This is a genomic window from Agromyces sp. NPDC057679, assembly GCF_042799635.1.
GTDB lineage: Bacteria > Actinomycetota > Actinomycetes > Actinomycetales > Microbacteriaceae > Agromyces.
Genome location: NZ_JBHVIK010000002.1, coordinates 213,983 through 228,448, shown reverse-complemented (window position 1 = coordinate 228,448; position 14,466 = coordinate 213,983). Strand labels below are relative to the sequence as shown.

Below are 14,466 nucleotides of genomic sequence, written 5' to 3'. Positions count from 1 at the left end.
GGATCAGACGTAGGACATGCCGAGGCAGGGGCCGAGGACGACGATCCAGGCCGCCGCCGCGACGATGAGCATGCCGATCGCGATGCCGCGCGTCTTCACGAAGAACAGCATCACGATCGCCGCGATCGCGACGAGCAGGAACGGCCAGATGAGGCCGATCGCCGTCGAGCCGAACATGCCGCCGAGCATGAGCGTCGCGAGCATCAGCAGGATCGCCACGACGTGCGCACCGCAGCCGATGCCGACGCCGACGCCGATCCCCGCGCCGATGCCGAGCCCCGGTTTCGCCTCGGCAGCAGCGATCGCCTCGGGCGATCCGTAGGGCGGCGGCGGTGTCGCCGGGCCGTACGGCGCGGTCTCGGGAGGCAGCGGCGGAGGGGGCGGGGGCGGCGGCACTGCCGGGGTCGCCGCCGGCTCGGGCGTCGCTTCGGGCTCACCGAGCGGCGGCTCGACCGGCGAACCCGGCGGCTCCTCGGGCTTCGCCGCTTCCGGACTCGGCTCCTCGGGCGTGGGCTCTTCAGGATCGGGCACCATCGACGGCCATCCTCTCTCGGTTCGCGGTCAGCCGGCCGCGCGACGCCTTCCAGGCGAGGCGGCCGAGCACCAGCGGGATCGTGACCAGCAGGAACAACTGGGGGCGGGTCAGCCCCATCCACGCGACCTCGTTGCCGCGCACGAACTCCACGAAGAAGCGGAAGATCGCGTAGGCGGCGATGTAGATCGTGAGCGTCTCGCCCGCGGCGATCGGGCGGTGCCGAAGCCAGAACCACAGGGCGATGAACGCGGCCGCCTGGAAGGCGATCTCGTAGACGAAGCTCGGGTGCAGCGGCACCCCGGCGGGGCCGCCGACCCGCGCGGCGGCCGCCTCGTCGAGCACGATGCCCCAGGCCGCCCCCGTCGGGGTTCCGGGCAGCTCGGTGAAGAGGCATCCGAACCGGCCGATGGCCATCGCGAGCGCCACCGCCGGCGCGAAGAGGTCGCCCGTGCGCAGCGGGTACTTCACGATGCGCTTCGCGATGTGCACGCCGAGCCACGCGCCGACGAGGGCGCTCAGCACCGAGGCGTTGCCGCGGGTGAGCTGCGTGACGAGGTCGAGGTTCTGCGACGGGTCGAGGTGCTGCGCCCAGGTGCCGAGGCGCGAGAACAGCGCGGCTCCGGCGAGCGCGCCGAGCACGAGCGCCGCCACCCGCACGTCGGTCTGGCCGCGACGGCGCGACTCGACGACGAAGACGAGCCCGGCCGCGAGCATCGCGAGCGCGACGAACGCCGAGTGCGTGTCGATCGGCGGCCCCCAGCCGAGGAGATCGGGCAGCGTCGGGTACACGGCATCAGCTCCAGACGCCGGCCCAGAGCATCACCCAGAACGGCACCGCGGCGAGGGCGAGCACCTCGAGCACGATGAGGTAGGCGAGCACGTTGCGGGTGTCGCCGAGCTTGCACTTCGAACGAAGGAGACCTGCACGGCGGGCCTTCGCGTACCCGGCGATCGCGATGCCCGCGAACACGGCAAGGGAGATCGGGCCGAGCACGCAGGTGATGAGGGCGATCGTGGCGAAGACGCACAGCCGCAGCGGGTCGTACGGCGCGGGGGCCGGTGGCGCGCCGACCGTCTCGTCGAAGCGGTTCAGCCCCGAGGCATCCCACGTGGCGAACTCGTCACCCGCAGTGCTCATGCGCCCTCTCCCCCGCTCGTCATGCCGTCAGGCCGCCGGCTCACGCCACCGTGACGGGCAGCTGACGACGACCGCCTGCGGCACCGGCCGCGCCGACCCCGGTCGGGCCGGCCGTCGCGGCCGCCCCGCCCGTCGCCGTCGAGATGCGCGTCCGCCCGAGCGGCGCCCACGCCTGCACCGCGCAGAACGGTGCGCACTGGTGCGCCGCGGTCTGCTCGTTGACGGTCGCGACGTGCACGCAGCACTGCGTGAGGCGCTCTTCGATCATCGTGTTGATGTCCATGAAGGGTTTCACGGTGATGCGCTTGACGCGTTCGCCGAGGAACCGCCGCAGCCGCTTGTGCTGCCCCGGCAGCGCCGAGGTCGCGAGCTGGGTGAGCGTGCCGATGCCGAGGTCGCAGCCGGTGCAGATGTCCTTCCACAGCGACCCGATCGACGGGTGCGACAGCGACGACTGCTCGCTCAGGAGGTCGAGCAGCGACTGCTTCACGCTGTCTTTCAAGGCCTGGTTGATGTTGCTGTCGGCGATGCGGTTCGCGATGAGATCGGGATTGAGGTCGAGGAACTCCTTGAGGCGATCGTGGCCGACGAGCTTGGTGAGCGAGTTCCAGGTGCCCGAGTCGTCCTTCAGCAGGTACCCCACCGAGCAGCAGTGCGGGTGGCTGCACGGTAGCGCCGTGAGGTCGCGCCAGGTGACCTCGCCGTCGGTCTGACCTTCGAGCCGGGCGAGCACGCCCGTGTGCGTGAGCCGATCGTTCGGGTCGATGCCGGCCGAGCGTCCCGAGCCGAACACCGGCTGGATCGTCACGCCGCCGACGTACGGCGTCGTCATCGCCCGCCGGATCACCGCTCCGATCTCGCCGTCGTTGACGCCCAGCGCGGCGGTCATGGTGAGGGTCGTGAAGATGCCCGCCTCCGAGAGGCGCTCGAGCGCGCGGTCCTTGAAGCGGCGGATGTCTGCGCCCCGGTGGTACGCGGACGCCTCGGCGCTCTCGCCGTCGAACTGCAGGTACACCTCGACGCGCTCGCGGTGCTTCTTCAGCGTCTCGACGAGGGCGTCGTCCTGCGCGATGCGCAGGCCGTTCGAGTTCAGCAGGATGCGCACGACCGGCCGCGCGACGAGGTGGTCGAGCAGCTGCTCGAGCCACGGGTAGAGGGTCGGCTCGCCGCCCGAGAGCATGAGCACGTCGATGCGGTCGTTCTCGCGGGCGAGCCTCGCGTCGACGGAGGCGAGCACCTCGGCGAGCGGCGCCACCGCGGTCGCCGCCGGGCCCGACTCGGCGAAGCACGTCGGGCAGCGCAGGTTGCAGTGATCGGTGAGGTCCTCGAGCAGGATGCACGTGTGCTGCGTCTGCATCTCGGGCAGGCCGTCCTCGTAGGCCGACGGCACCGGCTTGAAGTTGCCCGCCAGGTCGGGCATGTGCACCTTCGTCGGCGCCGTCCACTGCTCGAGGTAGCTCAGGATCTCGGGCGACTCGTCGTACATCGTGCTCACGAGCCCATGCGTCGGGCACCCGCGCTCGAGCCACACCCGGTCGTCGCGGATCGCCAGCCAGCCCGAGAGCCGGGCGACGTCGGCGAGCGGCCGCTCGGGATCCTCCTCGTGGCACCGCGGGCAGAACGCGTTGACGTAGCGGTGGATGCGGGAGTCCCGCAGGGGCATTCCGGTACCAGCGGCGGTCGGCATGCGCTCACGATAGCGGGCGGGATGCCTCGGGCGGGAGTACCTCGCGGTTCGCGCCGACGTCAAGCATGTGACGCAATGCGGCGCTGTGCGACCGCCGGTGACGCACCGTGACGGGCGCCGTCGTCACGAACGTGCCGCACGAGCATCCCTCGCCTAGCGTCGGCTCAGCGACGGGGCCTCCGTCGCGATTCCGACCATCGGGAGGCAGCCGTGACGCTGAGCGAGACGACCCGCGCACCGCGGGCCGAGGGCCGCGCCGAGCGCCCCGCACGCCCCGAGGGCCGCCCCGCCCGCCCGGGTGCGAACCGCCCCAACGGGCAGTGGAAGGTCGACGGCACCGAGCCCCTCAACGCGAACGAGCAGTGGAAGCAGGACGACGGCGGCCTCAGCGTGCGCGAGCGCATCGAGACGATCTACGCCAAGGGCGGGTTCGCGTCGATCGACGGCACCGACCTCCACGGCCGCTTCCGCTGGTGGGGCCTCTACACGCAGCGCAAGCCCGGCATCGACGGCGGCAAGACCGCGACCCTCGAGCCCCACGAGCTCGAGGACGAGTTCTTCATGCTGCGGGTGCGCATCGACGGCGGCCAGCTCTCGACCGAGCAGCTGCGCGTCATCGGCGAGATCTCGACCGAGTTCGCGCGCGACACGGCCGACCTGACCGACCGGCAGAACATCCAGCTGCACTGGATCCGCGTCGAGGACGTGCCCGAGATCTGGCGCCGTCTCGAGGCGGTCGACCTCTCCACGACCGAGGCGTGCGGCGACGTGCCCCGTGTCATCCTCGGCTCGCCGGTCGCCGGCATCGCCGCCGACGAGCTCATCGACCCGACGCCGCAGATCTTCGAGATCCAGCAGAAGTACATCGGCGACCCCGAGCTCGCGAACCTGCCGCGCAAGTTCAAGTCGGCGATCACCGGCCACCCCAGCCAGGACATCGTGCACGAGATCAACGACGTCGCGTTCGTCGGCGTCGAGCACCCCGAGCTCGGCATCGGCTACGACGTGTGGGTCGGCGGCGGCCTCTCGACGAACGCGCACCTCGCGGTGCGCCTCGGCGCGTGGGTCGCACCCGAGCGCGTCGCCGACGTCTGGTACGGCGTCACCGCGATCTTCCGCGACTACGGCTACCGGCGCCTCCGCAACCGGGCGCGCCTGAAGTTCCTCGTCGCCGACTGGGGCGCCGAGAAGTTCCGACAGGTGCTCGAGACCGAGTACCTCGATGCCCCGCTGCCCGACGGCCCGGCCGCGCCCAAGCCGCTCACGCAGGGCGACCACGTCGGCGTGCACCGCCAGCACGACGGACGCTTCTACATCGGCGTCACGCCCTTCGTCGGCCGCATCTCGGGCACGACGCTCACGCGCCTCGCCGAGCTCCTCGAACGCGTCGGCTCGGGTCGCCTGCGCACGACCCCGCACCAGAAGCTCGTGCTGCTCGACATCGAGGAGGCGCACGTCGAGCAGGTCGTCGCCGAGCTCGACGAACTCGGCCTGCAGGCCCGCCCGAGCCTCTTCCGCCGTGGCACGATCGCCTGCACCGGCATCGAGTTCTGCAAGCTCGCGATCGTCGAGACGAAGCAGACCGCGACCGACGCCGTCATCACCCTCGAGGAGCGGCTCGCCGGCATCGAGCTGCCGCACCCGATCAGCCTGCACGTCAACGGCTGCCCCAACTCGTGCGCCCGCATCCAGACCGCCGACATCGGCCTGAAGGGCCAGCTGCTGCCCGACGGCGACGGCGGCCAGACGCCCGGGTTCCAGGTGCACCTCGGCGGCGGCCTCGCCTCGGCCACGCGCGAGGAGGCCGGCACCGGCCGCACCGTGCGCGGCCTCAAGGTCACCGCCGACGGCCTCGCCGACTACGTCGAGACCGTCGTGCGCCGCTTCCTCGCGCAGCGGGATGCCTCGGTCGACGAGACCTTCGCCGAGTGGGCGCACCGCGCCGACGAGGAGGAGCTGCGATGAGCGCCCGCAACCTCGGCGCCACGACGAACCCGACGCGAGGCGCCAAACGCTCGCACGACGAGCTGCGCGCCCTGGCCGAGGCCGGCGACGCGGAGCTCCGGAGCCTGGCCGTCGGCGAGGCATCCGCCTACGAAGTGGTCGCCTGGGTGGCGCGCAACTTCTCGGTGGATGCCGCGGCCGTCGCCTGCTCGATGGCCGACGCCGTGCTGCCGCACGTGGTCGCGCAGTCGCTGCCGGGGGTCGACGTGCTCTTCCTCGACACGGGCTACCACTTCGCGAAGACGGTCGAGACGCGCGATCGCGTCGCCGCCTCGCTCGACGTGCGCATCGTCGACGTGCTTCCCGAGCTCACCGTCGCCGAGCAGGATGCGAAGTACGGCAAGGACCTCTTCGCCCGCGACGCCGGCGCCTGCTGCGCGATGCGGAAGGTCGAGCCCCTGCAGCGATCGCTCGCCGGCTACGAGCTCTGGTTCACGGGCGTGCGCCGCGACGAGGCCCCCACCCGCACGAACACGCCGCTCGTCTCGTGGGACGAGCGCAACGGCCTCGTGAAGGTCAGCCCCCTCGCCGCGTGGAGCTTCGACGACCTCATCGACTACGCCGGCGCGTTCGGCGTGACGGTGAACCCGCTGCTCACCGAGGGCTACCCCTCGATCGGCTGCGAGCCCTGCACGAAGCCCGTCGCCGCGGGCGAAGACCCCCGATCCGGCCGCTGGTCGGGCCTCGACAAGACGGAATGCGGGTTGCACCTATGACCGACGTCCTCACCGCCCCGGCGCGCGCCCTCGACACGCTCGACCTGCTCGAGGCCGAGGCGATCCACATCATCCGCGAGGTCGTCGCCGAGTTCGAGCGACCCGTGCTGCTGTTCTCGGGCGGCAAGGACTCGGTCGTCGTGCTGCACCTCGCGGCGAAGGCGTTCTGGCCGGGGCGCGTGCCGTTCCCGGTGCTGCACGTCGACACGGGACACAACTTCCCCGAGGTGCTCGCGTTCCGCGACGCGACCGTCGAGCGGCTCGGCCTGCGACTCGAGGTCGCCGAGGTGCAGCGCTACCTCGACGACGGGCGCCTGCAGGAGCGCGCCGACGGCACCCGCAACCCGCTCCAGACGCAGCCGCTGCTCGACGCGATCGCCGCGGGCAAGCACGACGCCGTCTTCGGCGGCGCCCGCCGCGACGAGGACAAGGCGCGCGCCAAGGAGCGCATCATCTCGCTGCGCGACGAGTTCGGCCAGTGGGACCCGCGCAACCAGCGCCCCGAGCTCTGGAGCCTCTACAACGGCCGGCACACACCCGGCCAGCACGTGCGCGCCTTCCCCATCTCGAACTGGACCGAGCTCGACGTCTGGAGCTACATCGAGCGCGAGGGCATCGAACTGCCGCCGCTCTACTACGCGCACGAGCGCGAGGTGTTCCGCCGCGACGGCATGTGGCGCGCGGTCGGCGAGGTCTCTCAGCCGCGACCCGACGAGCACGTCGAGCTGCGAACGGTGCGGTACCGCACGGTGGGCGACATGAGCTGCACCGGCGCGGTCGAATCGGATGCCGCGGACGTGACGGCCGTCGTGCGCGAGGTCGCGCAGTCGACCCTCACCGAGCGCGGCGCGACCCGGGCCGACGACCGCATCTCGGAGGCCGCCATGGAGGACCGCAAGAAGGACGGGTACTTCTGATGACCGAGACGACCACCGCCCCCAGCACCCTCTTCCGCTTCGCGACCGCGGGCTCCGTCGACGACGGCAAGTCGACGCTCGTCGGGCGCCTGCTGCACGACTCGAAGGCGATCCTCGCCGACCAGCTCGAGGCCGTCGCCCGCACCTCGGCCGAGCGCGGCTTCGGCGCCGGCACGGGCTTCGACTTCGCCCTCCTCACCGACGGCCTGCGCGCCGAGCGCGAGCAGGGCATCACGATCGACGTCGCCTATCGCTACTTCTCGACCGGCGCGCGCAGCTTCATCCTCGCCGACTGCCCCGGCCACGTGCAGTACACGCGCAACATGGTCACCGGCGCGACGACCGCCGACGCCGTCGTCGTGCTCATCGACGCCCGCAAGGGCGTGCTCGAGCAGACCCGGCGCCACCTGTCGGTCGTCGCGCTGCTCCGCGTGCCGCACGTCATCGTCGCGGTCAACAAGATCGACCTGCTGGGCTACGACCGCAGCGCCTTCGAGGAGGTCGCGGCCGAGGTGCGCCGCGTCACCGGCGAACTCGGCATCGACGGGGTGCACGTGCTGCCCGTCTCGGCCCTCGAGGGCGACAACATCGTCGACCGCTCGCCGAACACGCCCTGGTACGACGGGCCGGCCCTGCTCGAACTGCTCGAGTCGCTGCCCTCGCACGACGAGCTCGACACCGAGTACGACCCGTTCCGCCTGCCCGTGCAGCTCGTGCTGCGCCCGCAGGGCGGCTTCGCGCCCGACGTCGCCGACGACCCCGGGCGGGCCGAGGCCTTCCGCGACTACCGCGCCTTCGCCGGCCGCATCGGCTCGGGCCGGGTGCGGGTCGGCGACCGGGTCACCGTCTTCCCCGCGGGCATCGAGACCACCGTCACCGGCATCGACCAGGCCGGGGCATCCCTCGACGAGGCCGTCGCCCCGCAGTCGGTGGCGCTGCGCCTCGCCGACGAGATCGACGCCGCCCGCGGCGCCGTCATCGCGGCGGCGGGCACCCTGCCCGAGGCCCGGCGGGAGTTCGAGGCCGAGCTGTTCCAGCTCGACCCGCGTGCCCTCACCCCGGGCACCCGCGTGCTCGTGAAGCACGGCACCACGACCGTGCAGGGACTCGTGGCCTCCATCGACGCGAAGCGCGACCTCGACACCCTCGAGCACGTGCCCGCGACCTCGCTCGAGGTGAACGACATCGGCCGCGCGACGATCCGCGTCGCCGCCGACCTCCCCCTCGAGCCGTACGGCGAGAACCGGCACGCCGGGTCGTTCCTCGTCATCCATCCGTCCGACGGCCGCACCCTGGCCGCCGGCATCACCGAACAGTAGGCACCAACGATCCGTAAGGAGGCGACAACCGTGAACAGCACCACCCGCACCATCCGCAAGACCCTGACGATCACCGCACTTGGAGTGGCGGCGATGATGCTCGCCGGTTGCTCCGCCGCCGCGGGAGCGTCCCCGAACGACGACGCGGAGGCGAGCACCTCGCCCGCCGCCGAGCTGCGTCTCGGCTACTTCGCGAACGTCACCCACGCGCCCGCCATCGTCGGGCTCGAGGAGGGCCTGCTGCAGGACGCGCTCGGCGAGACCGAGCTCACCACCTCGGTGTTCAACGCCGGCCCGGCCGCGATCGAGGCCCTCTCGGCCGGTGCGATCGACGCGACCTACATCGGCCCGAACCCGTCGATCAACACCTTCATCCAGTCGGGCGGGCAGTCGGCGCACATCGTCGCGGGTGCCGCGACGGGCGGCGCCGCACTCGTCGTGCGCGACGGCATCGACTCGGTCGACGATCTCGAGGGCACCACCCTCGCGACGCCGCAGCTCGGCAACACGCAGGACGTGGCGCTGCGCGCCTGGCTCGCCGACGAGGGCTTCGAGACCGACACGCAGGGCGGCGGCGACGTGCACATCACGCCGACCGAGAACGCGCAGACGCTCACCCTCTTCCAGCAGGGCGAGCTCGACGGCGCGTGGCTGCCCGAGCCCTGGGTGTCGCGGCTCATCGTCGACGCGGGCGCGCACGTGCTCGTCGACGAGGCCGAGCTGTGGGACGACGGCGCCTTCCCGACGACGGTGCTGCTCGTGCGGGCCGAGTTCCTCGCCGAGCACCCCGAGACGGTGAAGGCGCTCCTCGAGGGGCACGAGGCATCCGTCGCCTGGCTCGCCGACAACGCCGATGAAGCCGCCGGCGTGATCAACGCGGGCATCGAGGCGGAGACGGGCAAGCCGCTCGCCGACGCGGTCATCGACCGCGCGCTCGAGCACGTCGTCTTCTCGGTCGACCCGCACGCCGAGACCTTCGAGGCCCTCGTCGCGAACGGCCTCGAGGCCGGCACCCAGAAGGAGGGCTCGATCGACGGGCTCTTCGACCTCCGCATCCTGAACGAGCTGCGCGAGGAGGCCGGCGAGGAGCCCGTCTCCGCGGGCGGCCTCGGCGAGGAGTAGTCGCATGAGCGGGCAGACGGCCATCCGCATCGAGCATCTCGGCAAGCGCTTCGGCGCGGGCCCGGTCGTGCTCGACGACGTGAACCTCGACGTCGCGGCGGGTGAGTTCGTCTGCCTGCTCGGTGCCTCGGGCTGCGGCAAGTCGACGCTGCTGAACCTCATCGCCGGACTCGACCGGCCGACCACCGGCAGCATCACGACGCCGCCCGAGGGCGCCGCCGTCATGTTCCAGGAGTCGGCGCTCATGCCCTGGCTCACCGCGGCGCAGAACGTGGAGCTCGCGCTGCGGCTCCGCGGGGTCGCGCGCACCGAGCGCAAGGCGCAGGCGCTCGAGCTGCTCGCGACCGTGAATCTCGCGGATGCCTCGGCGAAGCGCCCCCACGAGCTCTCGGGCGGCATGCGCCAGCGCGTCGCCCTCGCCCGGGCGCTCGCGCAGGACCGCCCCGTGCTGCTCATGGACGAGCCCTTCGCGGCACTCGACGCGATCACGCGCGACCTGCTGCACGAGGAGCTCGAACGCGTGTGGCGCCTGACCGGCCGCACCATCGTCTTCGTCACGCACAACGTGCGTGAGGCGGCGCGACTCGGGCAGCGCATCGTGCTGCTGTCGAGCCGGCCCGGCCGGGTCGCCGGCGAATGGCGCATCGACGCCGTCGAGGGCCGGCGCATCGAGTCGCCCGAAGTGGCGGCGCTCTCCGTCGAGATCACCGCCGAGCTGCGGAAGGAGATCCGCCGAAATGCCGCATGACACCTCCCTGCTCGATCCGCCCGAGGCGCCCGGAGCTCCCGGGGGAGCTCCCGCCGAGCACGACGAGCTCCGCGCGCTCGAAGCGGGCCTCGACCGCCTCCAGACCGACGCCGACGCGCGCCCGGGCCCCTGGAAGGTCTTCACGCGCAGCGTCCTGCCGCCCATCCTCTTCGTCGTCGTGCTCATCGTCGCCTGGCAGCTCTACGTCGTGATCGCCCAGCCGCGACCCGACATCGTGCCGGGTCCGCTCGACGTCGCCGCGGCGCTCGGCGATGCCTGGGAGTCGGGCCGCCTGCAGCTCGCCGTCGCGACGAGCCTCGAGCGCGGCGTCTTCGGCTTCGTCATCGCCGTCATCGTCGGCACGCCGCTCGGCCTCCTGCTCGCCGAGGTGAAGCCGCTGCGCCGCGCCGTCGGCCCGATCATCTCGGGGCTGCAGGTGCTGCCCTCGGTCGCGTGGGTGCCCGCCGCCATCCTCTGGTTCGGGCTCAGCGACGCGACCGTCTACTTCGTGGTCCTGATGGGCGCCGTGCCGTCGATCGTGAACGGCCTGATCTCGGGCGTCGAGCAGGTGCCGCCGCAGCTGCGGCGGGTCGGCACGGTGCTCGGCGCAGGACCGGGACGCCTCGCGACGCTCGTCGTGCTGCCCGCCGCGCTCCCCGGCTACGTCGCCGGCCTCAAGCAGGGCTGGGCGTTCTCGTGGCGCTCGCTGATGGCCGCCGAGATCATCGCGATGGGCGGCACGATCGGCTTCGGGCTCGGGTCGATGCTCGACCAGAGCCGCGAGCTCGCCGACATCTCCGCGGTGCTCGCGACGATCCTCGTGATCCTCGCCATCGGCATCCTCATCGAACTCGTGTTCTTCGCCCCCCTCGAGCGCCGGATGCTCCGCCGCCGGGGCCTGCTGCAGGGAGCGTCGCGATGAGCGCCGGGACCGTCACCCTCGTCGGCGCCGGGCCGGGCGACGCCGGGCTCCTCACCATCCGCGGCCTGCGCGCCCTCGAGGCCGCCGACGTGATCGTCGCCGACCGGCTCGGCGCCCGCGGCGTGCTCGACGGCCTGGCCGCCGAGGGCGTCGAGCTGCGCGCCGAGGTCGTCGACGTCGGCAAGCTGCCCGGGCATCACGCGGTTCCGCAGGACGCGATCAACGCGCTGCTCGTCGCCCTCGCCCGCGACGGCAAGCGGGTCGTGCGGTTGAAGGGCGGCGACCCGTTCATCTTCGGCCGCGGCGGCGAGGAGCTCGCCTTCTGCCGCGAGGCGGGCGTCGCCGTCGAGGTCGTGCCTGGCATCACGAGCGCGATCTCGGTGCCGGCGATCGCGGGCATCCCCCTCACCCATCGCGGCCTCGCCACGACGTTCACGGTCGTCACCGGGCACGAGCAGATCCAGTCGCTCGGCGGCGGGCGCGACCACACGGTCGTCCTCCTCATGGGCATCGGCACCCTCGCGAACTCGGCGATCACCCTCGCCCGCGGCGAGCGCGGGGGCGAATGCCCAGTCGCGATCGTCGAAGATGGATACGGCGAGCACCAGCGCGTCACCATCGGCACGCTCGACTCGATCGCGCTGCAGGCGGCGCGCCGGGGCATCCGGTCGCCCGCGGTCGTCGTCGTCGGCGACGTGGTGACCCTGAGCCCCTACGCGCCCGAAGCGCTCTCCCCCAGCACAACTCGAAAGGCATCGCAGCAATGACCCGTTCCCTCCGCGTCGCGATCGTGGGCGCCGGCCCCGCCGGCATCTACGCCGGCAACATCCTCCGCCGCCAGGTCGCCGAGCAGGGCGGCGAGGTCGCGATCGACCTGTTCGAGTCGCTGCCGGCGCCCTACGGACTGATCCGCTACGGCGTCGCCCCCGACCACCCCCGTATCAAGGGCATCGTCAACTCGCTGCACGAGATGCTCGACGCGGGCGACATCCGCCTCATCGGCAACGTCGAGGTCGGCCGCGACGTCGAGGTCGGCGAGCTCGCCGAACGCTACGACGCGGTCATCTTCGCGACCGGCGCGCTGCGCGACGCCCCCCTCGACATCCCCGGCATCGAGCTGCCCGGCTCCTACGGCGCCGCCGACTTCGTCGCCTGGTACGACGGGCACCCCGACGTGCCGCGCACCTGGCCGCTCGAGGCGCAGTCGATCGCGGTCATCGGCAACGGCAACGTCGCGCTCGACGTCGCACGCGTGCTCGCGAAGCACCCGAAGGACCTGCTCTCGACGGATGTCCCGGCGAACGTCGTGGCCGGCCTCGAGGCCTCGCCCGTGACCGACGTGCACGTCTTCGGCCGCCGCGGACCGGGGCACGTGAAGTTCACGCCGATCGAGCTGCGCGAGCTCGGCGAGGTGCCCGACGTCGACATCGTGGTCTACGACGACGACTTCGAGCGCGCCGAGGGCGACGCCCACGCCGAGGCCCTGCACGCCTCGAACAACCAGGTCAAGGTCATGACCCGCACCCTGAACGGCTGGCGCACCTCGCCGGGTTCGACCGGCACCGGCACGGCGTCGCGCCGCCTGCACCTGCACTTCCTGCACGCCCCCGTCGAGGTCACCGGCGACGGACGCGTCGAGGGCCTCCGCTTCGAGCTCACCCGCCCGGTCGGCGACGGCACGGTCGAGGGCACCGGCGAGTTCGTCGACTACCCCGTGCAGGCGGTCTACCGCGCCGTCGGCTACGCGAGCTCGCCGATCCGCGACGTGCCCTTCGACGAGAAGGCGGCGGTCATCCCCAACGAGGGCGGCCGGGTGCTGGATGCCTCGGGCGCACCGATTCCCGGAATCTACGCGACCGGCTGGATCAAGCGCGGCCCCGTCGGCCTCATCGGCCACACCAAGGGCGACGCGCTCGAGACGATCACGAACCTCGTCGCCGACGCGAACGAGGGCGTGCTCGCCGCGCCGGTGGTCGACGCCGCCGACGGCGAGGAGATCTTCGAGCTGCTCGCCTCACGCGGGGTCGAGTTCACGACCTGGCAGGGATGGCTCGGACTCGACGCGCACGAGCGCAGCCTCGGCGAGTCGTTCGAGGCACCCGAGCAGTACGCCGGCGTCGTGCGGGAGCGCGTCAAGGTCGTGCCCCGCGAGGAGCAGGTGGCGATCTCGCGCGACGGCGCGCTCGCACTGTCGTGACGTACGTCATCGCGCTGCCCTGCGTCGATGTGAAGGACCGCGCCTGCATCGACGAGTGCCCGGTCGACTGCATCTACGAGGGTGAGCGCTCGCTCTACATCCACCCCGACGAGTGCGTCGACTGCGGTGCGTGCGAGCCGGTGTGCCCGGTCGAGGCGATCTACTACGAAGACGACCTGCCCGACGAGTGGGCCGACTACTACAAGGCGAACGTCGAGTTCTTCGAGGTGACCCCCGGCGGCGTGCCGCCGCTCGGCTCGCCCGGCGGCGCGGCGAAGACGGGCGCGCTCGCGTACGACCACCCGCTCGTCGCGGCGCTCGCACCCCAGGGCGAGTAGTCGCACTCGCGCTTCCGCGCTTTTCAGGACGAGCGCGTCGATGAGCCCGACACGGGCGGTATCGACGCGCTCGTCCTGAATACCGCGGTGCGCGGAGCTCGTTCACGCACCGAATCGTGCGAGCACGGCCCCGCGCGTCGCGTCAGGCGAGCACCCGGTCGTCGACGCCCGCGAGCGGTGCGAGCACGGCCGGGTCGGCGCCCGCCGCGGCGAGCCGGTCGACGAGCGCGCGCCGCGCGAAGAGGTACGGTTCGCTCGATCCGCTCATGACCGAGCGGGTGTTCGCCGCGTCGAGCAGTGCGGTGGCCTCGAAGGCGAACTGGGCGGGGTCGCCCTCGAGCTCGCCCTGCGCGACGGCGTAGCCGTAGGACGCCGCGAGGTAACCGCCCCAGGTCGCGAGGGCTCGTGCGAGGGCGTCGCGCACCGGCCCCGGCTTGGCGTCGAACTCGGCCGCGGCGGCGGCGAAGAAGCATCCGCCCGGGAAGACTCGGTCGCGCGAGTAGGCGATCCAACGATCCACCAAGGCGACGATGCGCCGAACGCCACGCGGCTCGACGCGCGCGGGCTCGATGACGACGCGGGTGAATCGCTCGACCGCGGCATCGACCGCGGCGAGCTGGAGGCGCTCCTTGCTGCCGAACAACGTCGCGACCCCGCTCTTCGACACCTCGGCCGCCTCGGCGAGCCGCCCGATCGAGAGCCCGTCGAGCCCCTCGACCGAGGCGAGGTCGACGGCTCGCTCGAGCACGAGGCGTCGCGAGGCGTCGCCCCGTGCGCGTCGGCCGTCGTGCTGTTCCATGTCTTGTATTTTACGCACGATCGT

At 72.2% G+C, this 14,466-nt stretch carries 15 protein-coding genes; 10 read left to right on the top strand and 5 right to left on the bottom strand.

The window, feature by feature from the left end:
• Positions 1–3: 3 nt before the first annotated feature.
• Genes ACFVAJ_RS07975 through ACFVAJ_RS07960 form a run of 4 tightly spaced genes read right to left on the bottom strand, consistent with a single transcriptional unit; the run spans position 4 to position 3,360 of the window.
• Entirely contained in the window at positions 4–534 is a 531-nt protein-coding gene (locus ACFVAJ_RS07975) for a hypothetical protein (RefSeq protein WP_376942871.1), read from the bottom strand.
• Positions 518–1,324, bottom strand: coding sequence for a prolipoprotein diacylglyceryl transferase (locus tag ACFVAJ_RS07970; RefSeq protein WP_376942869.1), 807 nt, complete (start codon positions 1,322–1,324; stop codon positions 518–520). Before ACFVAJ_RS07970 ends, ACFVAJ_RS07975 begins: the two co-directional genes overlap by 17 nt.
• 4 nt (positions 1,325–1,328) lie before the next feature.
• The gene (locus ACFVAJ_RS07965; RefSeq protein ID WP_376942867.1) at positions 1,329–1,673 is read right to left on the bottom strand and encodes a hypothetical protein; all 345 of its coding nucleotides are present in this window, start codon (positions 1,671–1,673) and stop codon (positions 1,329–1,331) included.
• A gap of 40 nt (positions 1,674–1,713) precedes the next feature.
• Positions 1,714–3,360, bottom strand: a complete 1,647-nt coding sequence (locus tag ACFVAJ_RS07960) for a radical SAM protein (RefSeq protein ID WP_376942865.1) — start codon at positions 3,358–3,360, stop codon at positions 1,714–1,716.
• A gap of 216 nt (positions 3,361–3,576) precedes the next feature.
• Here ACFVAJ_RS07960 and ACFVAJ_RS07955 point away from each other — a divergent pair, with 216 nt between their 5' ends.
• The 10 genes from ACFVAJ_RS07955 to fdxA are packed head-to-tail and all read left to right on the top strand — an operon-like array spanning position 3,577 to position 13,643.
• Entirely contained in the window at positions 3,577–5,325 is a 1,749-nt protein-coding gene (locus tag ACFVAJ_RS07955) for a nitrite/sulfite reductase (protein WP_376944604.1), read from the top strand.
• Positions 5,322–6,080 (top strand): phosphoadenylyl-sulfate reductase, encoded by a 759-nt coding sequence (locus ACFVAJ_RS07950; protein WP_376942863.1) that lies wholly within the window; start codon positions 5,322–5,324, stop codon positions 6,078–6,080. Before ACFVAJ_RS07955 ends, ACFVAJ_RS07950 begins: the two co-directional genes overlap by 4 nt.
• Complete coding sequence (gene cysD, locus ACFVAJ_RS07945) at positions 6,077–6,997, top strand: sulfate adenylyltransferase subunit CysD (protein ID WP_376942861.1); 921 nt, start codon at positions 6,077–6,079, stop codon at positions 6,995–6,997. Before ACFVAJ_RS07950 ends, cysD begins: the two co-directional genes overlap by 4 nt.
• Positions 6,997–8,316, top strand: coding sequence for a sulfate adenylyltransferase subunit 1 (locus ACFVAJ_RS07940; RefSeq protein ID WP_376942859.1), 1,320 nt, complete (start codon positions 6,997–6,999; stop codon positions 8,314–8,316). Before cysD ends, ACFVAJ_RS07940 begins: the two co-directional genes overlap by 1 nt.
• Before the next feature lie 30 nt (positions 8,317–8,346).
• Positions 8,347–9,438: an ABC transporter substrate-binding protein gene (locus ACFVAJ_RS07935; RefSeq protein WP_376942857.1), complete on the top strand. Its 1,092-nt coding sequence runs from the start codon at positions 8,347–8,349 to the stop codon at positions 9,436–9,438.
• Positions 9,439–9,442: 4 nt separating this feature from the next.
• Positions 9,443–10,186 carry an ABC transporter ATP-binding protein gene (locus tag ACFVAJ_RS07930; protein ID WP_376942855.1) on the top strand — a complete coding sequence of 248 codons (744 nt, stop codon included), beginning with the start codon at positions 9,443–9,445 and terminating at the stop codon, positions 10,184–10,186.
• Positions 10,176–11,108 carry an ABC transporter permease gene (locus tag ACFVAJ_RS07925; protein ID WP_376942853.1) on the top strand — a complete coding sequence of 311 codons (933 nt, stop codon included), beginning with the start codon at positions 10,176–10,178 and terminating at the stop codon, positions 11,106–11,108. The genes ACFVAJ_RS07930 and ACFVAJ_RS07925 overlap by 11 nt, the downstream gene beginning before the upstream one ends.
• On the top strand, positions 11,105–11,875 hold the full coding sequence (gene cobA, locus ACFVAJ_RS07920; protein WP_376942851.1) for a uroporphyrinogen-III C-methyltransferase: 771 nt from the start codon (positions 11,105–11,107) through the stop codon (positions 11,873–11,875). The genes ACFVAJ_RS07925 and cobA overlap by 4 nt, the downstream gene beginning before the upstream one ends.
• A complete protein-coding gene (locus tag ACFVAJ_RS07915; RefSeq protein ID WP_376942850.1) occupies positions 11,872–13,305 on the top strand; it encodes an FAD-dependent oxidoreductase in 1,434 nt (477 codons plus the stop codon). The genes cobA and ACFVAJ_RS07915 overlap by 4 nt, the downstream gene beginning before the upstream one ends.
• Positions 13,302–13,643 carry a ferredoxin gene (gene fdxA, locus ACFVAJ_RS07910; RefSeq protein ID WP_157423705.1) on the top strand — a complete coding sequence of 114 codons (342 nt, stop codon included), beginning with the start codon at positions 13,302–13,304 and terminating at the stop codon, positions 13,641–13,643. Before ACFVAJ_RS07915 ends, fdxA begins: the two co-directional genes overlap by 4 nt.
• 142 nt (positions 13,644–13,785) lie before the next feature.
• On the opposite strand, the gene ACFVAJ_RS07905 is transcribed toward fdxA, so the two are convergent.
• Entirely contained in the window at positions 13,786–14,442 is a 657-nt protein-coding gene (locus ACFVAJ_RS07905) for a TetR/AcrR family transcriptional regulator (protein WP_376942849.1), read from the bottom strand.
• Positions 14,443–14,466 lie beyond the last annotated feature (24 nt).

Bases quoted from the DNA above. Each gene is read 5' to 3' on its own strand.
- ACFVAJ_RS07975 (WP_376942871.1), bottom strand. From the start codon at position 534: ATGGTGCCCGATCCTGAAGAGCCCACGCCCGAGGAGCCGAGTCCGGAA.
- ACFVAJ_RS07965 (WP_376942867.1), bottom strand. From the start codon at position 1,673: ATGAGCACTGCGGGTGACGAGTTCGCCACGTGGGATGCCTCGGGGCTG.
- ACFVAJ_RS07960 (WP_376942865.1), bottom strand. From the start codon at position 3,360: ATGCCGACCGCCGCTGGTACCGGAATGCCCCTGCGGGACTCCCGCATC.
- ACFVAJ_RS07950 (WP_376942863.1), top strand. From the start codon at position 5,322: ATGAGCGCCCGCAACCTCGGCGCCACGACGAACCCGACGCGAGGCGCC.
- cysD (WP_376942861.1), top strand. From the start codon at position 6,077: ATGACCGACGTCCTCACCGCCCCGGCGCGCGCCCTCGACACGCTCGAC.
- ACFVAJ_RS07940 (WP_376942859.1), top strand. From the start codon at position 6,997: ATGACCGAGACGACCACCGCCCCCAGCACCCTCTTCCGCTTCGCGACC.
- ACFVAJ_RS07930 (WP_376942855.1), top strand. From the start codon at position 9,443: ATGAGCGGGCAGACGGCCATCCGCATCGAGCATCTCGGCAAGCGCTTC.
- ACFVAJ_RS07925 (WP_376942853.1), top strand. From the start codon at position 10,176: ATGCCGCATGACACCTCCCTGCTCGATCCGCCCGAGGCGCCCGGAGCT.
- cobA (WP_376942851.1), top strand. From the start codon at position 11,105: ATGAGCGCCGGGACCGTCACCCTCGTCGGCGCCGGGCCGGGCGACGCC.
- ACFVAJ_RS07915 (WP_376942850.1), top strand. From the start codon at position 11,872: ATGACCCGTTCCCTCCGCGTCGCGATCGTGGGCGCCGGCCCCGCCGGC.
- ACFVAJ_RS07905 (WP_376942849.1), bottom strand. From the start codon at position 14,442: ATGGAACAGCACGACGGCCGACGCGCACGGGGCGACGCCTCGCGACGC.